The sequence below is a fragment of the Sporosarcina limicola genome (assembly GCF_014873855.1).
GTDB classification, from domain to species: Bacteria; Bacillota; Bacilli; order Bacillales_A; family Planococcaceae; genus Sporosarcina; species Sporosarcina limicola.
Genome location: NZ_JADBEL010000003.1, coordinates 42,097 through 65,792, shown reverse-complemented (window position 1 = coordinate 65,792; position 23,696 = coordinate 42,097). Strand labels below are relative to the sequence as shown.

General features: G+C 40.8%; 27 protein-coding genes and 1 pseudogene. 9 read left to right on the top strand and 19 right to left on the bottom strand.

From position 1 onward, the window contains the following. Positions 1–30 precede the first annotated feature (30 nt). The gene (locus tag H4683_RS03890) at positions 31–537 is read left to right on the top strand and encodes a hypothetical protein (RefSeq protein ID WP_192597526.1); all 507 of its coding nucleotides are present in this window, start codon (positions 31–33) and stop codon (positions 535–537) included. 159 nt (positions 538–696) lie between these two features. Here the strand turns inward: H4683_RS03890 and rpsU are convergent, their stop codons facing one another. The 10 genes from rpsU to hemW form a co-directional block, all read right to left on the bottom strand. Then, positions 697–870, bottom strand: a complete 174-nt coding sequence (rpsU, locus tag H4683_RS03885; protein WP_192597525.1) for a 30S ribosomal protein S21 — start codon at positions 868–870, stop codon at positions 697–699. Positions 871–974: 104 nt separating this feature from the next. Beyond that, a complete protein-coding gene (gene deoC / locus H4683_RS03880) occupies positions 975–1,646 on the bottom strand; it encodes a deoxyribose-phosphate aldolase (RefSeq protein WP_192597524.1) in 672 nt (223 codons plus the stop codon). Between the two features lie 123 nt (positions 1,647–1,769). Next, positions 1,770–3,104, bottom strand: coding sequence for a tRNA (N(6)-L-threonylcarbamoyladenosine(37)-C(2))-methylthiotransferase MtaB (gene mtaB, locus H4683_RS03875; protein ID WP_192597523.1), 1,335 nt, complete (start codon positions 3,102–3,104; stop codon positions 1,770–1,772). Between the two features lie 16 nt (positions 3,105–3,120). After that, positions 3,121–3,861, bottom strand: a complete 741-nt coding sequence (locus tag H4683_RS03870; RefSeq protein WP_192597522.1) for a 16S rRNA (uracil(1498)-N(3))-methyltransferase — start codon at positions 3,859–3,861, stop codon at positions 3,121–3,123. Between the two features lie 4 nt (positions 3,862–3,865). Next, a complete protein-coding gene (prmA, locus tag H4683_RS03865) occupies positions 3,866–4,810 on the bottom strand; it encodes a 50S ribosomal protein L11 methyltransferase (RefSeq protein WP_192597521.1) in 945 nt (314 codons plus the stop codon). A gap of 15 nt (positions 4,811–4,825) precedes the next feature. Then, positions 4,826–5,932 (bottom strand): molecular chaperone DnaJ, encoded by a 1,107-nt coding sequence (gene dnaJ / locus H4683_RS03860; RefSeq protein ID WP_192597520.1) that lies wholly within the window; start codon positions 5,930–5,932, stop codon positions 4,826–4,828. Positions 5,933–6,107: 175 nt separating this feature from the next. Beyond that, a complete protein-coding gene (gene dnaK, locus H4683_RS03855) occupies positions 6,108–7,934 on the bottom strand; it encodes a molecular chaperone DnaK (RefSeq protein ID WP_192597519.1) in 1,827 nt (608 codons plus the stop codon). 43 nt (positions 7,935–7,977) lie between these two features. Next, positions 7,978–8,574, bottom strand: a complete 597-nt coding sequence (gene grpE, locus H4683_RS03850; RefSeq protein ID WP_192597518.1) for a nucleotide exchange factor GrpE — start codon at positions 8,572–8,574, stop codon at positions 7,978–7,980. Further along, on the bottom strand, positions 8,571–9,626 hold the full coding sequence (hrcA, locus tag H4683_RS03845; RefSeq protein WP_192597517.1) for a heat-inducible transcriptional repressor HrcA: 1,056 nt from the start codon (positions 9,624–9,626) through the stop codon (positions 8,571–8,573). The genes grpE and hrcA overlap by 4 nt, the downstream gene beginning before the upstream one ends. A gap of 95 nt (positions 9,627–9,721) precedes the next feature. Continuing rightward, a complete protein-coding gene (hemW, locus tag H4683_RS03840; protein ID WP_192597516.1) occupies positions 9,722–10,855 on the bottom strand; it encodes a radical SAM family heme chaperone HemW in 1,134 nt (377 codons plus the stop codon). Between the two features lie 739 nt (positions 10,856–11,594). On the opposite strand from hemW, the gene H4683_RS03835 reads away from it, so the two are divergent. From H4683_RS03835 to H4683_RS03815, 5 genes are all read left to right on the top strand, one after another. Then, positions 11,595–11,921, top strand: a complete 327-nt coding sequence (locus tag H4683_RS03835; RefSeq protein WP_225941868.1) for a hydrolase — start codon at positions 11,595–11,597, stop codon at positions 11,919–11,921. Between the two features lie 271 nt (positions 11,922–12,192). Further along, positions 12,193–12,561: a tyrosine-type recombinase/integrase gene (locus tag H4683_RS03830; protein ID WP_192597515.1), complete on the top strand. Its 369-nt coding sequence runs from the start codon at positions 12,193–12,195 to the stop codon at positions 12,559–12,561. A gap of 554 nt (positions 12,562–13,115) precedes the next feature. Then, positions 13,116–13,271 (top strand): AAA family ATPase, encoded by a 156-nt coding sequence (locus H4683_RS03825; RefSeq protein WP_225941866.1) that lies wholly within the window; start codon positions 13,116–13,118, stop codon positions 13,269–13,271. 96 nt (positions 13,272–13,367) lie between these two features. Then, entirely contained in the window at positions 13,368–13,571 is a 204-nt protein-coding gene (locus H4683_RS03820; RefSeq protein ID WP_192597514.1) for a general secretion pathway protein, read from the top strand. A gap of 136 nt (positions 13,572–13,707) precedes the next feature. Then, positions 13,708–13,908: a hypothetical protein gene (locus H4683_RS03815; RefSeq protein WP_192597513.1), complete on the top strand. Its 201-nt coding sequence runs from the start codon at positions 13,708–13,710 to the stop codon at positions 13,906–13,908. 219 nt (positions 13,909–14,127) lie between these two features. Here H4683_RS03815 and H4683_RS03810 read toward each other — a convergent pair. The 4 genes and pseudogenes from H4683_RS03810 to tnpA form a co-directional block, all read right to left on the bottom strand. Then, positions 14,128–14,646: pseudogene (locus tag H4683_RS03810) on the bottom strand (IS66 family transposase); the annotation flags it as partial. 210 nt (positions 14,647–14,856) lie between these two features. Continuing rightward, on the bottom strand, positions 14,857–15,933 hold the full coding sequence (locus H4683_RS03805) for an ankyrin repeat domain-containing protein (RefSeq protein WP_192597512.1): 1,077 nt from the start codon (positions 15,931–15,933) through the stop codon (positions 14,857–14,859). A 183-nt stretch (positions 15,934–16,116) separates the two neighbouring features. Next, positions 16,117–16,383, bottom strand: coding sequence for an IS66 family insertion sequence element accessory protein TnpB (tnpB, locus tag H4683_RS22310; protein WP_192597511.1), 267 nt, complete (start codon positions 16,381–16,383; stop codon positions 16,117–16,119). 58 nt (positions 16,384–16,441) lie between these two features. Next, positions 16,442–16,642: an IS66 family insertion sequence element accessory protein TnpA gene (gene tnpA / locus H4683_RS22305; RefSeq protein WP_420826536.1), complete on the bottom strand. Its 201-nt coding sequence runs from the start codon at positions 16,640–16,642 to the stop codon at positions 16,442–16,444. Positions 16,643–16,938: 296 nt separating this feature from the next. On the opposite strand from tnpA, the gene H4683_RS03795 reads away from it, so the two are divergent. Next, positions 16,939–17,205 (top strand): hypothetical protein, encoded by a 267-nt coding sequence (locus tag H4683_RS03795; protein WP_192597510.1) that lies wholly within the window; start codon positions 16,939–16,941, stop codon positions 17,203–17,205. Positions 17,206–17,327: 122 nt separating this feature from the next. Here H4683_RS03795 and H4683_RS03790 read toward each other — a convergent pair whose 3' ends face one another. Then, positions 17,328–17,696 carry a hypothetical protein gene (locus H4683_RS03790; protein WP_192597509.1) on the bottom strand — a complete coding sequence of 123 codons (369 nt, stop codon included), beginning with the start codon at positions 17,694–17,696 and terminating at the stop codon, positions 17,328–17,330. A 282-nt stretch (positions 17,697–17,978) separates the two neighbouring features. Then, positions 17,979–18,221, bottom strand: coding sequence for a hypothetical protein (locus H4683_RS03785; RefSeq protein WP_192597508.1), 243 nt, complete (start codon positions 18,219–18,221; stop codon positions 17,979–17,981). Between the two features lie 29 nt (positions 18,222–18,250). On the opposite strand from H4683_RS03785, the gene H4683_RS03780 reads away from it, so the two are divergent. Together H4683_RS03780 and H4683_RS03775 are read left to right on the top strand one after the other, a co-directional pair. Further along, the gene (locus H4683_RS03780) at positions 18,251–19,333 is read left to right on the top strand and encodes an ImmA/IrrE family metallo-endopeptidase (RefSeq protein WP_338062384.1); all 1,083 of its coding nucleotides are present in this window, start codon (positions 18,251–18,253) and stop codon (positions 19,331–19,333) included. Positions 19,334–19,440: 107 nt separating this feature from the next. Further along, positions 19,441–20,580: a tyrosine-type recombinase/integrase gene (locus H4683_RS03775; RefSeq protein ID WP_192597506.1), complete on the top strand. Its 1,140-nt coding sequence runs from the start codon at positions 19,441–19,443 to the stop codon at positions 20,578–20,580. A gap of 93 nt (positions 20,581–20,673) precedes the next feature. On the opposite strand, the gene lepA is transcribed toward H4683_RS03775, so the two are convergent. The 3 genes from lepA to H4683_RS21700 all read right to left on the bottom strand — a co-directional run bounded on the left by lepA (position 20,674) and on the right by H4683_RS21700 (position 23,560). Continuing rightward, positions 20,674–22,497: a translation elongation factor 4 gene (gene lepA / locus H4683_RS03770; protein WP_192597505.1), complete on the bottom strand. Its 1,824-nt coding sequence runs from the start codon at positions 22,495–22,497 to the stop codon at positions 20,674–20,676. A 396-nt stretch (positions 22,498–22,893) separates the two neighbouring features. After that, complete coding sequence (locus H4683_RS21705; protein WP_192597504.1) at positions 22,894–23,190, bottom strand: PfkB family carbohydrate kinase; 297 nt, start codon at positions 23,188–23,190, stop codon at positions 22,894–22,896. Next, positions 23,123–23,560, bottom strand: coding sequence for a hypothetical protein (locus H4683_RS21700; protein ID WP_338062389.1), 438 nt, complete (start codon positions 23,558–23,560; stop codon positions 23,123–23,125). Before H4683_RS21700 ends, H4683_RS21705 begins: the two co-directional genes overlap by 68 nt. Between the last annotated feature and the right edge of the window lie 136 nt (positions 23,561–23,696).

Genomic DNA, 23,696 nt, shown 5'->3' with positions numbered 1-23,696 from the left:
CCGTGGACTCTTCCAGCGACATCGACAACCTTGAGTGAAAGATTGGTCGCTTGGGCGAAGGATTGGTCGCTTCTATGTGCGAATTGGTCGCTTGAGCGAAAGATTAGTCGCTTCTATGTGCGGATTGGTCGCTTGAGCGAAAGATTGGTCGCATCTATGTGCGAATTGGTCGCTTGGGCGGAGGATTGGTCGCATCTATATGCGGATTGGTCGCTTGGGCGAAAGATTGGTCGCTTCTATGTGCGGATTGGTCGCTTGAGCGAAAGATTGGTCGCTTCTATGTGCGGATTGGTCGCTTGGGCGAAAGATTGGTCGCTTCTATGTGCGAATTGGTCGCTTGGGCGAAGGATTGATCGCTTCTATGTGCGGATTGGTCGCTTGGGCGAAAGATTGATCGCTTCTATGTGCGGATTGGTCGCTTGGGCGAAAGATTGGTCGCTTGGGCGGAGGATTGGTCGCATCTATATGCGGATTGGTCGCTTGGGCGAAAGATTGGTCGCTTCTATGTGCGGATTGGTCGCTTGGGCGAAAGATTGATGGGCGTACGATTAACCTCAATCGCTTTCACAGGTCATCTACGGGCCAAGAATTTATTGTTTCCTTATAAAACAAATAAACCAGAAAACCCATAAAAGGGTTTACTGGTTTACCAAAGTTTAAATTGACTACAAGTTTCGAACTCATGACTACAGAAAATTAGAATTTACGTTTCCTTGCTTCTATAGACTTTTTCTTACGTTTTACGCTTGGTTTATCATAAAACTCGCGCTTTCTTACCTCTTGTATTGTTCCACTTTTGGATACAGTACGTTTGAAGCGGCGAAGAGCTTCTTCAAGCGATTCGTTTTTACGAACAACAGTTTTCGTCATATCTCTTGTCCCTCCCTCCAAACACACTTCGGAACACGACCAAGTGCCATGTACTAAAAAATTATACCGCATAATTATTACGCGGTCAATATAAATCTTCCAAATTAATAGTTTGAATCCGACTGAAGCCCTTGCATGATCTGAACACTTGAACTAGCGCCAACTCGTGTAGCTCCCGCATCAATCATTTTTTTCAAATCTTCGAAACTTCGAACACCACCCGATGCTTTGACTCCTTTTTCAGGTCCGACGACTGCTCTCATTAGCTTCACATCTTCTACTGTTGCACCACCTGTTGAAAAACCTGTTGATGTTTTTACAAAATCAGCGCCCGCGAGTACTGAAAGCTCACAAGCCGTTCTTTTTTCTTTATCCGTCAAAAGAGATGCTTCTATGATTACTTTTACAAGCGCTTTCCCTTTTGCCGCAGCAACAACCGCTTCAATTTCCTTCTTCACAATCGCATCTTCGCCGGCCCGTAGAGCACCTATATTGATGACCATGTCAATTTCACCAGCACCATTTCTAATTGCATCTTCCGTTTCAAATACTTTCACTTCAGAAGTCGATGCACCAAGAGGGAAACCGATGACTGTACAAACTTTCACAGACGATCCTTCAAGCGCAGTCGCAGCTGTTTTGACCCAAGTCGGATTTACGCAAACAGATGCAAAAGTGTATTCACGTGCCTCTTCACAAAGTGTAACGATCTCTACCCTTTTTGCATCCGCTTTCAATAATGTATGATCAATTGTGTTTGCATAATTCTTATTCATTCAAATTCCTCCTCAGAGTTGTACGTACATCTCGTATCATACCAAGAAACTTTCGTTAAAGCACGAAAAAAGCTGTTTCACCCATTTTAGGAATGAAACAGCCTCACCAATACTACCTGATTTTTAAATAGTAAGCTCTTCTTCTACAATACGAATAAATTGCCCTTCATTGTACGGATAACCGGCTTTTGTGATTTTAACACGGACAATCTTACCCACCATTGATGTATCGGCTGGAAGGACGACTTTCAGATAGTTATCTGTATAGCCTTCATAAAGGCCGCTTTCCGAATCAAGCTTATATTTCTCCTCAGGAATCATTTCAAGCACTTCATCTTCAAATGAAAACGCATATTGTTTTGCCAACTGATCATTCAATTCAATCAAGCGGTGAACACGCTCATTTTTCACTGCTTCATCGACTTGGTCTCCCATTCTAGCAGCAGGCGTTCCCGTCCGTTTCGAATATGGAAAGACATGCAATTCGGAAAATCCCTGTTCTTTGATGAAATTATATGTCTCCATGAATTCCTCTTCCGTCTCGCCTGGGAACCCGACGATGACATCCGATGTAATCGCAAGTTGAGGCAAAGCTTCACGTAATCTGTCCAGACGATCAGCAAAAAACTCCATCGTATACTTACGACGCATCCGCTTGAGCACTGTATTCGAGCCGGATTGAATCGGAATATGTAGATGACGCACAATGGTCGATGAATTACGGAGAACATCAATCACTTCATCCGTCAACTGGCTTGCTTCAATCGAACTGATGCGAAGCCGTTTCAACCCTTTTACTTGCTCGAGATCACGAAGCAGACGTGCAAGATTATAGTCTTTCAAATCTTCACCGTAACCGCCAGTATGGATACCTGTTAGTACGATTTCGAGATAGCCCGCACCGACAAGCTGTTGTGCTTGTCGAATGACTTCTTGCGGATCACGTGATCGCATAAGCCCACGTGCCCATGGAATGATGCAAAACGTGCAGAAGTTATTGCATCCTTCTTGGATTTTCAAAGAAGCTCTCGTACGATCTGTGAAAGCAGGCACGTCGAGTTCCTCATATACTCTGTTTTTCATAATATTGCGGACGGCGTTAATTGGTTGGCGTTCTGTTCGGAATTCATCGATAAGACCAAGTAATTTTGTCCTATCCTGTGTCCCAACGACGATATCCACTCCGGGAATTGCCATAATTTCAGCAGGGGATGTTTGTGCGTAACAACCTGTTACACAAATTACCGCGTCCGGATTTTTCCGGACGGCCCGACGAATGACTTGACGGCTTTTCTTATCTCCAGTATTTGTTACAGTGCATGTATTGATAACGTAGACATCTGAATTCTTTTCGAAATCTTCACGGTCATATCCAGCTTCTTTAAAAAGTTGCCAGATCGCCTCGGTTTCGTAATGATTCACTTTGCAGCCTAACGTATGGAAAGCGACGGAAGACACGGGCTGCTCACCTCTTTCATTCAAATTCGTAAGACATAGCGGACAATAAATACAAAGGCGCTGTTTCTGTCCGAAGGATACGCGGACCTAATGCCATCGGAAGAAATCCTCCTGTGCAAAGAATTTCGGCTTCATTCCTCGATAGTCCACCTTCTGGGCCAAAAACAACAAGTACCTTTTGTTTAGGATACACGGTTTTGAGTCGGTCAGCAATTCGATGCGGCTCCCCACTCTTTGCATCTTCTTCATCAGCAACAAGAATGACATCATAGTAAGTCGATTTCTCCATCAGTTGCTTGAAAGACAATGGGAATTCCACTTCTGGAATGATTGTACGATGGCATTGCTCCGCAGCCTCTTTAGCGATTTTGCGAAGTCGTTCCACTTTCTTAACGCCTTTTTTTTCATCCCATTTGACGATAGACCTTTCTGCCTCAAATGGAATAATTCCAGCCATACCCAGTTCGGTCCCCTTTTGGACAATCAAATCGAGTTTATCACCCTTTGGAAGCCCGCAAGCGATTGTCACCCTTATAGACATTTCATTGGCCGGCAAGGGACTTTCATCCCGTTGGATAACGACACCATCAGAAAGCATTTCAGTAATTGCAGAAGTAAATGCCTCGCCATTGGAAACGACAATGACTTCATCATCGACAGTCATCCGCATAACACGCGTGATATGTTTGCCGTCATCTCCAGCTATGGTTGCTTTACCTTCTTCATTGAAGGGTTTTTCAAGGAAATAACGCTGCAAATCGTTACACGCCCCTTTTTCGTGCAACAATCGCGACCCAATCTTCCATCAAGACAGATTCGACAATTTCAAATCCTTTTTCAATAAGATCGTCCTTTACAAGATCCCGCTTCTGCCCGATGATTCCCGAAACAATGAATAAACCGTCTTCAGGTAAAATCGAGTAGGCATCCTTGGAAAATGAGAGAATGACTTCTGCCAGAATATTCGCGATAATTATATCAGCGGATTCTTTCACAGAGTCTAGCAAATTGCCATGTGTTACTTCAATCTTTTTTTCCACTTTGTTTAACTTAATATTTTCTTTTGCTGCGACGACTGCGATATCATCTAAATCGAGTGCATGCACATGGGATGCGCCTAAAAGGGCTGCACCGATTGACAGCACACCTGACCCAGTACCTACATCTACTACTGTATTTCCTGGCTTCACGTACTTCTCGAGCGCTTGTAAACACATGACTGTCGTTGGATGTGTACCTGTTCCGAAAGCCATACCGGGATCCAGTTCAATAATTAGCTCATCCGATTCGACAGGGTCATAATGCTCCCAAGTCGGTACGATTGTAAAGCGGCCAGAAATTTTAACCGGGTGGTAGTATTTCTTCCATGCAGTTGCCCAGTCTTCTTCGTCAATTTCGTTCGTTTTCATGACATTTTGACCAACATCCAACCCAAATTCCGCTAAACCATCGATAGACTGTCTAATATCTTTCATCGTTTCAATTAAAAAGCTATTGACTGGTAAATAAGCTTTGACGATAACGCCATCTACCGGGAAATCGTTTTTGTCGAGTTCATATATTTCACCATAACGGTCTTCGTGGATCCGGTCAGGCTCTATCGAATCTTCGATGACGACTCCACTGGCACCTGCTTCATGCAAAATATTCGCTACTGCTTCAGTCGCTTCATGCGTCGTATGAATTGAAATTTCCGACCACTTCAAATGATTTCATCCCTTTCAGTCGCCTTTAATTGTACGTTTGATTTTATCGAACAGTGAACTCGAATACTCCTCAGGTGTATCGCCACCGATTGCTGCAAATTCACGCATCAATTCTTTTTGTTTTTCCGTCATTTTTTTAGGCGTCAATACTTTTACAATGACATGCTGATCTCCAATGCCGCGCCCATGAACATTTTTAATCCCTTTTCCTTTCAAACGGAATCTCGTTCCCGTTTGTGTGCCAGCAGGGATTTTCAATTTCACATTCCCTTGAACAGTTGGCACTTCGATTTCATCACCAAGTGCTGCTTGTGGGTATGAAAGGCTGAGTTCTAAATAGATATCATCGTCTTCGCGAATGAATTTTTTATGTTCCCTTACACGGAAAACAATATACAAATCGCCTGCCGGACCGCCATTATGTCCCGGTTCGCCTTGGCCTGACACACGAAGCTGCTGTCCGTCATCGACACCTTCAGGGATTGTCACTTTGATTTTCTTACGTTTTGTCACTTTGCCTGCGCCATGACATGTTGTGCACTTCTCGGGAATAATTTTCCCGGTTCCTTGACAGTGATGACAGGCTCGGCGATTAACCATCTGACCAAGTGGTGTATTTTGGGTGACGTTAATTTGACCACTACCGCCACAATGTGTACATGTTTTAGGTTTTGTACCTTTTTTCGCTCCCGATCCATCACAAGTGCCGCACGTTTCTTCTTTCGGAATTTCAATTTCCTCTTCTTTACCAAATACAGCCTCCATAAAGTCGATTGTCATGGAGTATTGCAGGTCGTCTCCTTTTCGTGGGGCATTCGGGTCACGTCGTCTTGTATTGCCACCGAAAAACGTGCTAAAAATATCTTCAAAACCGAAGCCATCAGCTCCTCCGAAACCTTGGTTCGAATCTGCATGACCGAATTGGTCATATTGTGCCTTTTTCTTGTCATCACTTAGTACTTCAAAAGCTTCAGTCGCTTCTTTAAATTTCTCTTCCGCATTCGCTTCCTTGTTCAAATCAGGATGATATTTTTTTGAAAGCGAACGATAGGCTTTTCTAATTTCTTCTTTTGATGCAGATTTAGACAATCCAAGCACGTCATAATAATCTCTTTTACTCATTATTTCACTCTCCCGAAATGCATTTGCATGTTGTTTATTGTACCATATTGAAATACGCCTTGGCGTATTTCAGCTGGGTTTGAACACCGGCTGAATATAGTTAAAATTGATGGATGGAACAAAACGGAGAAGTCAAAGTCGGAATAGCGGACTTTGACTTCTCCGTCAATAATTCTTATTTCTTTTCGTCGTCAACCTCTTCAAAATCTGCGTCAACGACACCATCGTCTTGTGGTTCTTCTGCATTTCCAGCGCCTTCAGCAGCTTCAGCCGCTGCTTGCTCATACAATTTTACAGATAACTGTTGAACGAGTTCTTCAAGTTTGTCTTTTTTCGTACGAATATCATCAAAGTTCGCTGCTTCAATTGCAGACTTTAACTCTTCCTTCGCTTCTTCTACACTTTTTACTTCTTCTTCAGAAATTTTTCCTTCAAGATCTTTCACTGTCTTTTCAGCCATGAACACAAGTTGGTCCGCATCGTTTTTCAAGTCAGCTTCCTCTTTGCGTTTTTTGTCATCTTCAGCGTTCGCTTCGGCATCTTTCACCATACGCTCGATTTCATCATCAGATAGACCTGAACTCGATTGAATTGTAATGTTATGCTCTTTCTGTGTTCCCAGATCTTTCGCTTTAACTGTGACGATACCATTCTTGTCGATATCGAACGTCACTTCAATTTGCGGAATCCCTCTTGGAGCTGGTGGAATATCTGTCAATTGGAAACGACCAAGCGTTTTATTGTCTGCCGACATCGGACGCTCACCTTGAAGTACATGGATATCTACAGCCGGTTGGTTATCCGCAGCTGTCGAGAATACTTGTGATTTGCTCGTTGGAATTGTCGTATTACGCTCAATCAATTTCGTAAACACATTGCCCATTGTTTCAATTCCGAGTGAAAGTGGTGTCACGTCGAGTAGAACGACGTCTGTTACATCTCCACTTAAAATGGAACCTTGAACAGCAGCGCCCATTGCGACAACTTCGTCCGGGTTAACTCCTTTATATGGTTCTTTCCCTGTTTCTTTCTTAATAGCTTCTTGTACTGCTGGAATACGTGTCGAACCGCCGACAAGGATAACTCGGTCAATTTCGGATGCCGAAAGACCCGCATCTTTAATCGCCTGACGTGTAGGTACCATTGAACGTTCAACAAGTGTTGCAGTCAATTCATCGAATTTCGCGCGTGAAAGTGTCACTTCAAGGTGAAGTGGACCCGCATCGCCCGCCGTGATGAACGGTAGTGAAATTTGTGAAGATGTGACACCTGAAAGGTCTTTTTTCGCTTTTTCAGCCGCATCTTTCAAACGTTGCATCGCCATTTTGTCTTTCGAAAGGTCGATTCCGTTATCTTTACGGAACTCTTCAACAAGGTAGCCGATGATGATATCGTCGAAATCATCCCCGCCCAGTTTGTTATCACCTGCTGTTGAGCGTACCTGGAATACACCATCGCCTAGTTCAAGGATTGAAACATCGAAAGTACCGCCACCAAGGTCATACACCAGGATTGTTTCGTCTTCATCCGTTTTGTCAAGTCCATATGCAAGTGCTGCCGCAGTTGGCTCGTTGATAATTCGCTCAACTTCAAGTCCCGCAATCTTTCCAGCGTCTTTCGTTGCTTGACGTTGCGCATCGCTGAAATAAGCAGGTACTGTAATGACTGCTTTCGTCACCTTTTCACCAAGATACTCTTCAGCATAGCCTTTCATATATTGAAGGATCATTGCAGAAACTTCCTGCGGTGTGTATTCCGTATCTTCTGCTTTCACCTTGAAGTCCGAACCCATATGGCGCTTTACGGACATGATTGTGTGCGGGTTGGTGATTGATTGACGCTTAGCAACTTCTCCAACTTGACGTTCGCCGTTTTTGAATGCGACGACTGATGGCGTTGTGCGGTTACCTTCCGGATTCGGAATAACTTTCGCTTCTCCACCCTCATATACTGCTACCACTGAGTTTGTTGTTCCTAAGTCAATACCAATAATTTTACTCATGCTAAAATTCCCCCTAGAGATAATAGTTCAATCATTACTACATTTATTCGTTTACTTTGACCATCGAAGGCCGAAGAACACGATCTTTCAACATATAGCCTTTTTGCATGTCTTCAAGGATAATTCCTGACGGTTTGTCATTGTCTTTGCCCGTCATAATTGCTTGATGGAAATTCGGATCGAATTCCTTATCAAGTGCTTCAATTTCAACAAGCCCTTCGGATTCGAGCGCATCGAGAAGTGTACGGTAAACCATTTGTATACCCGTCATCATCGATTGTGCTTCTTCCGTAGTTGCTTCGACGGAAAGTGCCCGCGAGAAATTATCAAGAACTGGCATCAGATTCGTAACGACGTTTTGCGCACGATACTTCTGCAAAGCTTCTTTGTCTAGCGAAGCTCTTCTTTTGAAGTTGTCGTAATCCGCAAGAAGTCGCAATCTTTTGTTCTCTTCTTCTTGGAGTTTTATAGTTAGCTCTTCAATAATCCTAGCCTCGCCACTATCGACATCTTCGTTATGGTTTTCAACTTCAGATATGTCATTTTCTTCGTTGATAATGTCCTCGATTTCATTGTGGACATTATCCATTTCTTCTACTACTGAATCATTTTCATCAAATTCCTTTTTAACTTCTGTCAATTTTCGTTCCTCCTTACTTTTCCGCCACCGATTGTTAGTCTCGAAAGTTCTCTAGACAAATCGCTGCTCATCAAATCGAGCACCGTGATGACCCTTGCATAGTCCATCCTTTTTGGGCCTATGATGGCTATGGAGCCTGTCATATGATCCCCAGCTGTATACGTCGCTATAATCACACTGCAATTTTCCATTGCATCGTGATTATTTTCAGAACCTATCCGGACACGAATGCCTATTTTATCATCCTGAAAAAAAGTTGCCGCTGGTACCCCTTTCTCCATGAGTTCAAAAAATGTTTTCATTTTCTGAACGTCATTGAATTCAGGTTGCTTCATCATATTCATCTTTCCGCCGAAGTAAAGACGTTCTTCCGGTTCGATTGAAATTGCCCGTTGAAATGCCGAATACAACTCCCCGGCATGATGGACATGCTGTTCCAAAACCGTTTTCGTTTCCCGAACCAACATCTTCTGAAGTTGGATGAGTGGTGTCCCTATAAGTCTGTCATTTAGGATATTTACCATCTTTTCAATATCGGATGCGGTGAATCCTTCTGGGACATTGAATAATCGATTCTCAACACGTCCATTATCTGTAACGATAATCGCGACAGCTGTTTTCTGATCTAATGGGACAATCGAAAAACGCCTCACCGCATGTAACGAGGTATCTGGACCAAGAAGAATGGATGTGTAATTCGTCAACTCCGAAAGAATTGTAGCCGATTTACGGATCAATTCCTCCGTCTCAACAATTTTTTCTCGAAAAACGGAGCGTAATTGTTTGTCGTCTTCCCTGTTCAATTTTTCCGGTGTCAATAAATGGTCAACATAAAAACGATATCCTTTTTCGGATGGAATTCTGCCGGATGATGTATGGGTCTTTTCTAAGTAGCCCATTTCTTCAAGTTCAGCCATTTCATTCCGTATTGTCGCCGAACTGAATGGCGCTTCCGGCTTTTTGGAAAGCTGTCCTGATCCGACAGGTTGAGCAGATTCAATGAAATCGTCAACCGTCAGTTGCAATATGAGTAATTGCCTGCTTGTCAACATGATCATCACTCCTGTTAGCACTCTGTGACCTCGAGTGCTAATGCTACTGATAATTTAACAAATCCAGATCGCCGTGTCAACGAATTGACTCATCTTCATTTGAGAAACTTTTGAAACGCTTCATTCCCTCTGAAAACACCCGTCCTAGTTAACTTGACTCTGTCCATTTTTTGTTCGATTAATCCAGTTCCAATAAGAGATTGCAGCGTCTGTCCGTAGACGTCTTCGAGCGAACGACCAAACTTTTTTTGAAATGAAGAAATAGAAACACCGTCCACTTTCCGTAGCCCAAGGAACATTTCCTCTTCCATCGCTTCTGTTTCCGTTACGATGTGAGTCTGTGATATCGGACGGACGTTCTGTTTCGTTTTCTCCATGTATTGTGCGATGGGCCCACTATTTGAATAGCGTATGCCATCCAGATAACCATGGGCCCCCGCACCGACTCCCGCGTAGGTATCGTTTTCCCAGTAGATTAGATTATGGATTGATTCATGTCCTGGGATTGCGAAATTACTGATTTCATAACGCATTCGCCCCTGCATTTCCATATGATCCATGAGCATTGCGAACATTTCCGTTTCGATATCCTCGCCTGGAAGGGGTAATTTACCTTTATTCATTAAATTATAAAAAACGGTTTTCGGTTCGACAATGAGGGAGTAGCCGGAGTAATGAGGCAATTCTAATGCGGTTGCTTTGTTTAGCGTATCCTGCCACTGGCTGATTGTTTGTCCCGGTAACCCGTAAATAAGGTCAATGCTAATATTTTCAAAACCAACCTTTCTCGCTTCATCCACAACACGGTTTGCGTCATCCGGTCCATGCGTCCTACCAATTTTCGTCAGTAAATCCGAATCGAATGATTGTACGCCAATACTTAAACGATTAACGCCGCCATCTTTCAGAACTTCTAACTTTCCATAAGTTAGTTCATCCGGATTTGCTTCTGTTGAAAACTCTTTTAAGGAATTAACGTCGACATATTCATGGATGATGGTCAGTAGCCGATCAAGCTGATTTTCTGACAACGAAGTCGGTGTTCCTCCGCCTAAAAAGACTGTTTCAACCCCTTCGAATGAAACGCCTTCTTTCACCATAATGGAAAGTTCCGCGCCAATGGATTCGATATATTCATCGACGGGCTGATTTTTGAAAAATACTTTATTGAAATCGCAATAGTGACAGATCTGATGGCAAAACGGGATATGGATGTATATTCCTCGCATGTTGTCAACCCCTTCCGTAACGGAAAAAAGAGGGCCTGTATGCCCCCTTTTCCATTTCTTAAGTTAATCCTCGTCCATTTTCAAAACGGCCATAAAGGCGTCTTGTCAATCGGACGTATCAAATTGTATCATACAACAACTATCCGTATCATACAAACGTTGAAGCAATATGGGTTTGTGTGGTCCTATTTTATCAGAGTATATCTCTGTTTATCCGTAAAAATTTGTCCTTATTAGCGTCTGACGCTGGCACTAGGAAGATAAAATAAGAGGAAACCTAAAATGAACAATCAGCGAATCACCACATTAAAACTAACAACAAAAGAAATTTCCTAAATCATAACGGCTCTGTCTTTTGCAATTGCATAAGAAAAGCACTCCAGAAACGATGAGTATTATAGAAGAGTTTAAATCTATGTTGCGAAAACCGCAAAGTAGAAATAGGTAAATAGTATTACCTACCCCTATTCTTCTTTCGGAATAGCATGATTGGTTTCTTCATCTAAATCCGTAATGCAATGTCCTTATTCCTAACTTCTACGACTTTTCAATGGCCGTCCGCACCTTAGATAAGAACCATGCATTTACTTGATCACTTAGTCCACTCTCAACCTCTCCTTCAGGTTATTTCCCAAAATTATGTCATTACTCCCCGTCATTCGTACAATCCTTTTCATTTTGAAACCATATGTTATTAATGCAAGGCTAGCTTTACAAAACCAGAAAGGAGGTCTTAAAAATGAGTAATTGCCGTAAATGTGGTCAATGTAGTAAACACGTTAAATGTGTTAAACCTGGTAAATGTGATCACTGTGAGCAGAAAAAACAACCTGAGAAGATTGTCAAAAACTGTGAAGGCTGCATTTGCAACCAATTAAGACGATTACAAACGCAGACTGAGGTTGATGTTTTCTTATCAGGTGGTCAGGTGTTAGAAGATGTAGTTTTTGTTTCCTTAAACCGAAAGAATTGTTGTGCATTCTTTAATGATCCAACAACAGAACCTGGTTCAACACTTATCGTAGACTGCCAACAGATTCAAGCTATTCGCATAGAAGCAGACTGAGTTATAAGAGGGCCTCTTTCTTCATGAAAGGGGCCTTTCTCAAGATAATAAACATTCTATATTGAACAAATTCTAACATAGGATCATCTGCGTATACAGTACCTAATTGGATTGTATATAGGTAGGTTTGCGCGTAAGTGAAGTGTGTGGGGTAATGTGGAAGCATATAGACCTTGATAGAGATACGTTGGGCGCTGATAAGAGAAAATAGGGAATAGGGATATACGGAACTACCCAAACGCCATCATCAGTACGAGAGATACAACTAGGCGTGTCGATAATCAACATATTAAAAAAACACCGCATTTGGCTTATGAAAAACAAGCTCAAATACGGCACTCATTATTCTGAATCAGAGCATGTATACGCGAAAGAACGTGTGAGCATTATCACGCCGTCTGTTTTTAAATATAATACACGAAAAATGCAAGAGGTGCTCGGCATTGAATTCAACTTTCATACTCTGCGTCATACCCACGCCACGATGCTCATGGAAAATGGAGCGAAGGTGAAGGAAATCCAAGCGAGGCTCGGTCACAGTAGATCCTCGATTACAATGGACACCTATTCACACTTAACGCAAAAGATGAAAAATGAATCGGTCGACATCTTCGAGCAGGCCATGCGTGAAATAAAATAGCCTGCCCCTGACTTTTTCGGATGGGTGCAACACGGGTGCAAAACCCTATTTTTGACGAATCACCCAAAATACAAACCGCATACCTATAAAGTTTAATCCTCGTCCATCTTCAATACTGCCATAAAGGCTTCTTGATGATTGGACGTACCAAATTGTATCGTACAGCATCATGACATAACCTACAAACGTTGAGTTGATAAGCGTTTATGGGGTTCTTTATTATTAAACCGTAACATGTGATATCTGTCTAAATCAGGGTGTATTAGCGTCTATGGATGGCAACAGGATGGCAAAAAAGATATATTATATGAAAGAACAGCCATCTACTCAATCGAGCAGGTGGCTGTTTTTTTAATTACTTGATTTACGAACTTGCGTTCTATATAGTGAGATATAGCAACATACTAGAGTTTGTGGAGAAAGGTGATTCAGTTGAAATTAAAAGACATAACTTCAGATAATCCCAATGCGGTAGTAGCCTGTAGCGATAACGGACTCGGTCCAGAAACGGTTAAAGTTTACGAAAGCGGCAGCTACATAGGGAAATTGAATTAATGAAGGGGATTCATGGACTGATCCCTGTTGTGGTGGTTGACGAGGTACATCTGTTGGATCGAGAGATGTTGGAAGAAGTGCGTTTCCTTCTTAACTTTAGGATGGACGCGCAAAGCACGATGGCTTTGATTATGGTAGGGCAAAGTGAGTTATGAGATCGACTGCAGTTACAATCATTCTCGGCGATTCGGCAGCGAATTGATATACAATGCAAGCTTGGTCATCTGGACCGGGCAGAGGTGTCCTAGTACATGGAGCGTCACCTGATCTATGCAGGAGTGGAGAGGGATATATTCTCAGAGGCAGCCATTGATGAAATTCATCAGTATACTAGTGGCGCATCAAGGCTGATCAATAAGCTTGCGACACACTGTCTATTATTTGGATCGCAAAATGGTTATCGCATCATTGATGATCGAATGGTGAAGAAAGTGATTGAGGGAGAACTTGCCTAAATTATTCTTTCTTTTAAACTGATTTAAAGTAGGAGTAAATAGCGGGTGGGATTGATCGAATGGTTCACGATTGATATAAAATTCTAGTTGATGGTGGAGTTTCTATGAGAGAACGTCATGGATTGGAGGGTATCAAATGATTCCGACAGAAATTGAAAATCGAATAGCTAACTACTTTTTTCATATGTATTTGCCTGAAGACGTTATGACGGAAATCGAGGACAGATTATTACCCCTTTGCATTTTAGATGTGGAAGAGTATTTAAACCATGATAACCTGGTTCGCTGGGCGATTGAGATTATTGATAAACAGATAGAGGATAAGGGATTTAAATAATAAAAACAGCCATTAGGATAAGTTCTATTCTAATTGTATCCGCAATACTTATTTAAACAAATCTAGACATAAAAGCGGTAATTTGAGGACAAAATGTCACGTCAATTTCGGGTCGATTTCTTATGTCATTAACAACACACATAGGTTTCCTTTCTTCTATGGTAAACGTCAAATAGCCCCCACCTTGTCTTTCAGGTGAGGGCTCATATAAGCTGAGCATTAAGATTTAAACACACGGCAAGTCAGCGGAAGAGAAGATGACCAAGGCAGCAACTTATCCAGCGCTTCCGGATCTTTGGGATCTGAAAGCTGAGGGAGTTGCTCGAACAGATACATCAAGTATTTGAACGGGTTCAGTCCATTCTCTTTTGCCGTTTCAATCACGCTATAAATGATTGCGCTGGCTTTTGCTCCGCGGGGAGTGTTCGCGAACAGCCAATTTTTTCTTCCAATAATAAAGGGCTTAATCGCTCGCTCACTTCGATTGTTGTCAATTTCAAGTCGACCGTCTTTCAAGAATCCCGTCAACTTATCCCATTGATTCATGCTGTAAGCAATCGCTTCTCCAAGCTTACTTTTAGGCAATTTGCGAGGACGTTGCTGATGTAGCCATGCCAAATTAGCATCCAGAACAGGGCGACTTCGCTCTAATCGGATCGTATAGCGTTGTTCAGTTATGGCATCCTTCAGTTCTCGCTCAATCGCAAAGAGTTGATTGCAAAAACCGAGCCCTTGCTGGTACACATATTTATGAATCAGTATACAATTGAAGAACCAGCTTTGTTAAGGTACGGAGAATGGTATAATTAGGCTTTCAGGAATCCAGTTTTTAACCTTATAATCAATATTCATACCACAAATACACCGCCATTGGGAATGTTATTTTTCCATATCTTCTCGACTTTCATAAGTTAAATTTTTTAAATATTCGTCTATTTCGTTTTCTAATTATCTTTCAAAAATTTTAGTTTTAATTAAAATTTCCGCATTCTTGAAGAAATCATTCCAAGGAGCTAAAGGAAAAAGTTCATCATGTTCCATATCAATGGCACACACTTTTTTTTCTTTGGGCATCCAAACAAATCTGACACTACCATAACTTGCAACCTCAGCCGAAAGTAATACGATATTTTTCCTTTTCCACTTGGTCACCACTGTATCAGTTAGTGAAAAAAATCTGATATATGCGATTGGACAATCCTCTGAGAAAGTCATTAGTAATGCATTATTTCTTAGAAAATCTAACAATTCGCGAGGACATTCTAGACGACGAAGCTCACTTATTTTATTTTGTTCATCGTGCCATTCCTGAGGTTCCAAAGACTTAATTCTCGCAGCAACTTCTGTTAATTCGTTTTCCACAGCTATAGTATAGGCACGATCACCATCACCAATCATCATTACATTTGCATTGTGATCAAGAAGCCACATAGCTGCTTGTGCATGTTTGTGGCGGATGGCAACCATAAGTGGCGTTATTGGCACTAAAAAAATGGCATCTGGACAGTTATAATTTATATCAACACCCATAGAATATATTTTTGTTAATAGTTCCATATTAATATCTTTGCCCAAAAACAGTTGACGAAAAAAACTCCCACCATACTTTGATACAGTAACACCATTTTCTTCGAGTAAATCAATCATACTGTAGTTTTCACCGTAGTGCATATAGCTGAAAATTTCACCAGGCTGTTTTTTACTTAGATTGCAAAGTCCACCGTTGTCAATAATTTTTTGTGTGAATTCCATATCAGTGAACTGTACAGCAGTAAAAATTGCCGGGTCATATTGATTATTTAATATTGCACCCTTTTCTATTAACCAGTTAACCATTTGCATGTTTTTGATCCTAAGTGCGATTTGTAACAATGTAAAGTTAAAACTGCTAATTGCAATTCTTTTATTAACATTAAACCTGCGCTTTTCTATCCTATATTGAAGGTCATCAAAATCACTGTTTAAAACTGAAATCACTTCGGGTGGCAGTGTTTCAAAACTTCCTAAACCATTTATTTTATACATTTTATCCTCCACATGATTAATGCAAATTATATAATTTCTTCACTATTATACACCAATGGTAATAATAGCAGTTTAGACTTTTAACCAATCCAAATATTCATCCAAATTCATTTTACCAGTAGTCACCTGATCTCGAAAATCTCTAGCCAATTCAGCCCAGGCTTGGAATTCTTCCCTAGTCATTCACAGGCTCCGAACTTCTAGTTCATTTTTAGGCCACTGAAATAGACCGTTTTCCAACCTTCTATAGTAAAGCCAAAAACCATTATGATCCCAATGAAGAATTTTTAGTTTGTCTCGCCTACGATTGCAGAAGACAAATAGGCTAGGGGAAAACGAATCAAGCTGAAAGCCTTCCTGTACAATGGCTGCTAAACCGTCAATCGATTTTCGCAAATCGGTATGGCCACAGGCCAAATAGACGCAATCGATTGGTGTTTTACTTAGCATGCGTCTGGAGCACCTGAAGAACATCACCTAACAGTTCGGGATTGAATCCCTCTTCAATTTAAATGGAAATATTGCCGATTGTAAGCGTTAATGAATGGGTAGACTTACTCTCCTGAATGAGCCCATTGAATGAAACCCACTGGGATGCTGGGCTTACTGTATCCTTTTTCGGCCAATCCTTTTTAAGCCATGCATACATACTCTGATAACTGATATTGTTTTCAGCACACCAGGTCTTGACGCTAGATTCACCGCTCACCTCACTTTATATGCATCAATTCGCGCTTGCCACATCGCTCGTCGTTCGTCTCTTGTCATGCGAAAACCTCCTAACTTTTGATCATAAGGTGATTATCACATAACGGGAAAGACGTTAAAAGGTGGGAAGTATTTGACGCTTACGTACATAATAGGCACAGTTATGTACGCTTTGTACTTATGTACACCATTATAATACTTTAGATAATGGTGTCTTAACAGGTTTTGGATAAGTTTCATCAATATATGTTCATCTGTTTTATGTAGATACTTGCTAAGCGAATAGGAAGTCTCTATTTGCCTGGTACACGTTCAGATGATTGGAGAAAAATAATTAATTGGAGTTACCATGATGTGATTGTTTCGAAGGTTACACTTGGGCCGCTTACTGTCCAGCTACATAGTACTGAAGGAGAATATTTAGGAAGTGTTACGATTGGTTTTACGAAGGAAATTAGAGAAAAGCTATTACTAGGAATCCCTCCGTTTGTAGTTAAAGTAAGAGCTAGGGGGTGGACGAGTGGAAGGAAATTGAGGTTACCGCAGATTGTAAAGGTTAAATGAAAAGGCGACCGTCCATATGGATGCGTCGCCTTCGCTTGTTCTTATTGCAAGCAAATAAAAAAGCGACCACCCCGAATGGAATGGCCACCTTTAATTTTATTAGTCTTGTTATCATCAACACTTCAGTAATTTTGATTCCCTAAGATCCCCCCCGTCGGAGGCATACCTCCGTGATAGATAAATCCACCATACACTGCCCATTGTTTGTTCTCGGGGTATGGGTTGTTGTCGGAGTGGCTTACTCTTAAGAAATTAAGATATCCCCCATAACCCTGGGCATCTTGATAATAAATTTGCTGTGCTGGTACATCATAAATAATTCTTGTTATTTCAACATATTTACTCTGTGGGATGGGTCGATTCTCCATTGTCATATCGCCAGATGTAATAGATACAGTTGATGATGCAGATGCTTGGTTAAAACCTAGACCGAACGACATCAATAAAACCAGCCCTATTACTCCGACAATATTTTTCTTCAGCTTCCTCATAAAATCTCCTCCTATATTTTAATAGAATTTGCGCAAATTCTTAAATAACCTATTCTATTAAGTGAAAAGAGAAACCTTTATTTAATTAGAAAATATATCCAAAGTAGGATTTAATCGTAATATTTTATTTTTTCCGATAATTAATCTGTAGACATTTAAGCGAATTCATAAACTAACATTCTAGACTCAAAAAAGCGGCCTATCCACAATCTAATCTGTGGACGGGTCGCTTTTGTTTGGTTGTATGCAAATAAAACAATCGCGCCCGATTGTGGAAAGTCACTATTTCAACGGTATCTTCATTTCCCCATAATATATAAATTTATGGTCTTCACTAATTTTATAGTTATTCTTCTCAAACGAGTCTACTGTCTTATAATCATCCTTTTTGGAAAACTTTTGACTTTCATTGGTTACAAGTTTATAAAGTAAAGGGTAATGCTCCTTATATACTGCAATGTGTAATACCCCTTCTCCCAGATGCCCTTGATGACTAGCCTGGTGGACAGCGTAGTTATCAGTCAAAGAAGGATCCTCTATTGATGTAAGATTTTGTGAAACTATTCATGGCGTATGAAGCCTTAAATAAACATAATATATCTGACTTTCCAATCGATTTTCTTAATATTTTGAAGTCTTATAAAAACTTAAAAGTAATTACTTATAGCGAAATGGCCAAGAGGCAAAACTGTACTGTAGACGAAATCATTGAAATAAACTCGTCTGAAGATGGCGTGATTCACTACCACGGAAAAAGAGATCAATACATAATTGCATACAATGAGCAAGTCGAACCTGCCGAACGAATCTACTGGACACTTGCTCACGAATTTGGTCATTACCTTATGGGTCATCACAAAGAGTCGACAAGAGCGAGTCTGGCAAGAAATTCACTTACTGAAAAAGAGTATGATGTTTTTGAAGTCGAAGCCAATTTCTTTGCTAGACATTTTGTGACTCCCCCACCACTAATCATTGATGGGAACCTTAATAATCATACTGAAGTCATGAATTTTTTCGGAGTGACATATACCGTCGCAACTAACACACTCAATTACATTCAAAAAAGTTCTGAAAAAGGACATAAATTTTCTTTTCCAGTAAAAATTTCAACTTTATTTAAATCATTTTTAAATAAAGTTAGATACGGGAAAACATGTACATCTTGTAATACTTTTTCTTACATTAAAAATTTAAATTATTGTTCAATCTGTGGTGAAAGTGAATTTCAAAACTTTAATAGAGGAGATGATATAAATATGAAATACCTAGGAGTAAGCCACACAAATGGGAAAATGGATATGTGCCCTATTTGTAAAAACGAAGAGATTCTAGATAATTCCAACCACTGTAATCAATGTGGAGTATTTCTATTCAATTACTGCAGCTCAAAAGAATATCTTGATACCAATGGGGATTTTAGGTATGACTGCGAGACGTCTCTTCCGACTAACTCGCGTCATTGCCATATTTGCGGGAGCATAAGTACATATTTGGAAAAAGGGTTGTTGAAAAGCTGGGAAGAGGAACAGAAGGTGCAAAAAGAAAAGAACGAGCGATTAAAAGATCCATTCGCAATTGATCCTCAAAAAAACTTTTTTAAATTAGTTGAATCGGACGATAATCCACCTTTTTAATTTCTAATTTTTTTAGCCTCAAAAAGAACGTATGTACCAAAAACTTAAGGAGGTGATGTAGAAGTAAGTTCCAATGTATTGAAAAACCAGAAAAGGAAGTGTACATCATGCGTGGAGGAGTACGAAAGCGCGGAAAGAATTGGTACTACTATTTCACTATGGGAGAGGTGGACGGAAAAAAACAAATTGTCGAGCGAGTTGTTGGCTCGGATAAGAAAGAAGCAGAAAAGGCATTGCGTGTAGCGATTTCCGAATATGAAAATACCGGACTACACTTTGAGCCATCCACTATCACTTTGGCCGATTTTATGGACTATTGGTACAAAGAATATGGGGAAGTGAATTTGAAACACAACACTTTGTTAGCTTATGAGCGTGCTATTCGATTGCAAATTAAGCCGGCACTCGGAAAATATCGACTGAAATCATTAACACCTGCTATCTTACAAGCATTCGTGAACGATTTATATCGTGAAGGATATTCGAAGAGTTCTTTAGAAATTTTTGCAAGCATCGTAAATAACGCTTTAAAACACGCTGTGCATCCATGGGGGTATATCAAAGAAAACCCTATGCAGTATGTCATCATGCCGAAGTACGACGTGAGAAAGTCTACTGAAAAGGATTTAAAGATATTGCCAGCGGATAGTCTTCGGAGAATCAGTGAGTATTTAACAGAAGGTCACCCTCTCGCTATCCCCTTCCACCTTGGGCTGCATACAGGGTTACGTGTGAGTGAAGTGTGCGGGTTGATGTGGAAACATATCGATTTAGATAGGGGTACATTGACAGTCGAGCAGGCACTAATTAGGGAGCGTGATGAATGGGTGTATGGAACAACAAAAACAGCCTCGTCAGAACGTCAAATCCAATTAGGTTCATCGATTGTGAATATATTAAAAAAACACCGCATTTGGCTTATAAAAAATAAGCTGAAATACGGTGTACATTATACAGAAACAGATCATGTTTGCGTGAAAGAATGTGGAAGCATCATCACGCCTAATGTCATTAAATATAACACAAATAAAATGAAAGACAAATTAGCTATCGACTTTAATTTTCATAGCCTTCGCCACACTCACGCAACGATGCTCATGGAGAACGGTGCAAAGGTGAAAGACATTCAAGCACGCCTTGGGCACAGTAGGTCCGCAATCACAATTGATACCTACTCACACTTAACGCAGAAAATGCAAAATGAGTCAGTGGATATATTCGAAAAAGCTATGCGTGATCTCGAATAATTTGCCATCCTACATTCTCGAAGGATGGCAAATGGATGGAAAATCACTATTTTTCACGATTCACCAAAGACACAAACCGCATACCTATAAAGTTTAATCCTCGTCCATCCGCAAAACTGCCATAAAGGCTTCTTGTGGTACTTCAACAGAACCTACTTGCTTCATCCGCTTTTTACCTTCTTTTTGTTTATCAAGAAGTTTACGTTTACGGGAGATGTCCCCACCGTAACATTTCGCAAGAACGTTTTTACCCATTGACTTGATGGTTGAGCGCGCAACAATTTTCTGTCCGATTGCGGCTTGCACAGGTACCTCGAACTGTTGACGCGGTATCAATTTCCTTAATTTCTCAACAATCGCTTTGCCACGGTCATAAGAGAAATCTCGGTGGACAATGAAACTAAGTGCATCCACTTGCTCACTGTTTAAGAGGATATCCATCTTAACAAGTTTAGATTGTTTGTACCCAATTAGTTCATAGTCGAGTGAAGCGTAACCTTTCGTACTTGATTTCAATTGATCGAAGAAATCATAGACAATCTCAGCTAAAGGCAGTTCATAAATGATATTCACGCGTGATGAATCCATATAATCCATCGTTACGAAGTCGCCGCGCTTGCGTTGACATAACTCCATTACCGATCCGACATAATCATTCGGAACCATGATAGACGCTTTGACGTATGGCTCTTCTACAAAATCAATCTTTTGTGCATCCGGCATCATCGCAGGGTTATCTACTTTCAACTGGCTGCCATCTGTCATGACAACATTGTAAATAACGCTTGGCGCTGTTGTAATTAGGTCAATATTAAATTCGCGTTCAATACGTTCCTGAATGATTTCCATATGCAATAAACCAAGGAATCCACAGCGGTAACCGAATCCGAGTGCTTGTGACGTTTCCGCTTCATATTGCAAGGCTGCATCGTTCAATTCCAATTTTTCGAGTGCATCACGTAGATCATTATATTTCGATGTATCGATTGGATACAGTCCGCAGTACACCATAGGGTTCAAGCGGCGGTATCCAGCGAGAGGTTCGTTTGCTGGATTCGAAACACCTGTAATTGTGTCCCCTACCTGGGTATCGCCGACATTTTTAATGGCAGCTGATAAGTAACCTACGTCCCCGACGGTCAATTCATCCTGTGGCTTTATATTCGGTGTAAACACGCCTACATCAAGGACTTCGAACTTTTTCCCTGTCGCCATCATTAGGATGTTGTCTCCCGGCTTGACTGTACCTTCCATAATCCGGATGTTGACGATGACCCCTTTGTACGGGTCATAATGCGAATCGAAAATAAGCGCTTGAAGCGGGGCTTCCGGATCACCTTGGGGTGCAGGCACTTTTTCTACAATTTGTTCCAGAATCTCTTCTATTCCAATACCAGCCTTCGCGGATGCAAGGACTGCTTGCGACGCATCTAGTCCGATGACGTCTTCGATTTCCTTTTTCACCTTTTCAGGATCTGCTGCTGGTAAATCAATTTTGTTGATGACAGGTAATATTTCAAGATTATTATCAAGCGCCAAATAAACGTTCGCAAGTGTTTGTGCTTCAATCCCTTGAGCCGCATCGACGACGAGAATTGCTCCTTCACAGGCTGCGAGACTTCGTGACACTTCATATGTAAAATCGACGTGTCCTGGAGTATCGATTAAATGGAATGTATAATCCTCTCCATCTTTCGCCGTATACGTCAATTGCACAGCATTCAATTTGATTGTAATCCCACGTTCACGTTCTAAATCCATCGAATCCAGTGTTTGGGATTTCATTTCCCTTGAAGTTAATGTTTTAGTCTGTTCCAAAATCCGATCGGCCAACGTCGATTTCCCGTGATCGATATGTGCAATGATGGAAAAATTGCGTATGTTTTTCTGACGTGCCAATCTCTGTTCATGATTCATCGCTTAGTTCACTCCTATTTTAACTACTATAAATTATATCAGTGAACCGCACAGACTTCAATATCTGACACGTGTAGAATTTGCTATGGCGTTGGTGATTGTATAATAGGGTTGACATTTTTTTCTGAAATGAATAGGAACTATCCGTCACTTCTATTAAGGAAGCACTATGCCCCTTTCTCCGTTCATCCCAACCATGCCAATTCCGTGATGAACTTGTTAGATCTATCCCACTTCATCTCATAACGGTTGATATCGCAAATCTTCCACCAAAACTATTTCCTTCCCTAGTTTACAACGTAAAAAGCCATTTTGTGAATTAAATAGCTTTTCCTCACGGCGAATAAATCTGTTCAAAGTGTAACCCACATGATTGTTTCAATTGTCACGATTCCATTAGCCTAAGAAACAATTGTATTCATTGCCTGAAAATAAACCCTTTTGCTTCATAAAATCAAGAATCTCTTCACTGGAAGACACACCACCCCAAGGTCCCATCACTGTGACTGTTCGATCACCCGCAGCGTTTGCAAAATTGGCAACGACTGCTAGATTATCACTTTTATTTAGAGCATAAACAAAAGAGCTACAAAATGTATCACCCGCCCCAGTTACATCAACAACATCAACTGAAATTCCCGGAACACTTACTTGCTGATTTTTTTGTATACACAACGCAGCCGTTTTCCGCATTTGTCACTACAACTATTTCGGTTCCAAAATCCAGTAATTGGGCCACTGCCTGCTCATATGATTGTTCATTTCGATATACGTCAAACCCGACCGTATTAAAAAATACAATATCCATCTCTTCAATAAATAGTTCATCACCTGGCTCTAAATGAGCTACGTCAAAATCATAGACCATTTTCGTACCACTTGCTCGGATTTCCCTAATAATATCGAGTGCACTCAAATCTCCACAGCGTAAAGGCCGGATTTCTGAAATACATGTGTAAACGTATTGAGCATTACACATTGCACCAATAATTTCAGGCGTCACTTCAAAATGTTTAATACCTAATGTTGGGATAAATAATGTGTGGTCATCCTCTGCAAGAATAATAATATTTTTCGCATCTGGAAGAGTGTCATCATAGAGAATGTATCGTGTGTCTATTCCTCAATCTTGTAAATCTTTAAATAGGATTTGTGTGATGTTTCCACTATTAAGCAAGCTTTTTTGAATCTATCAAAAT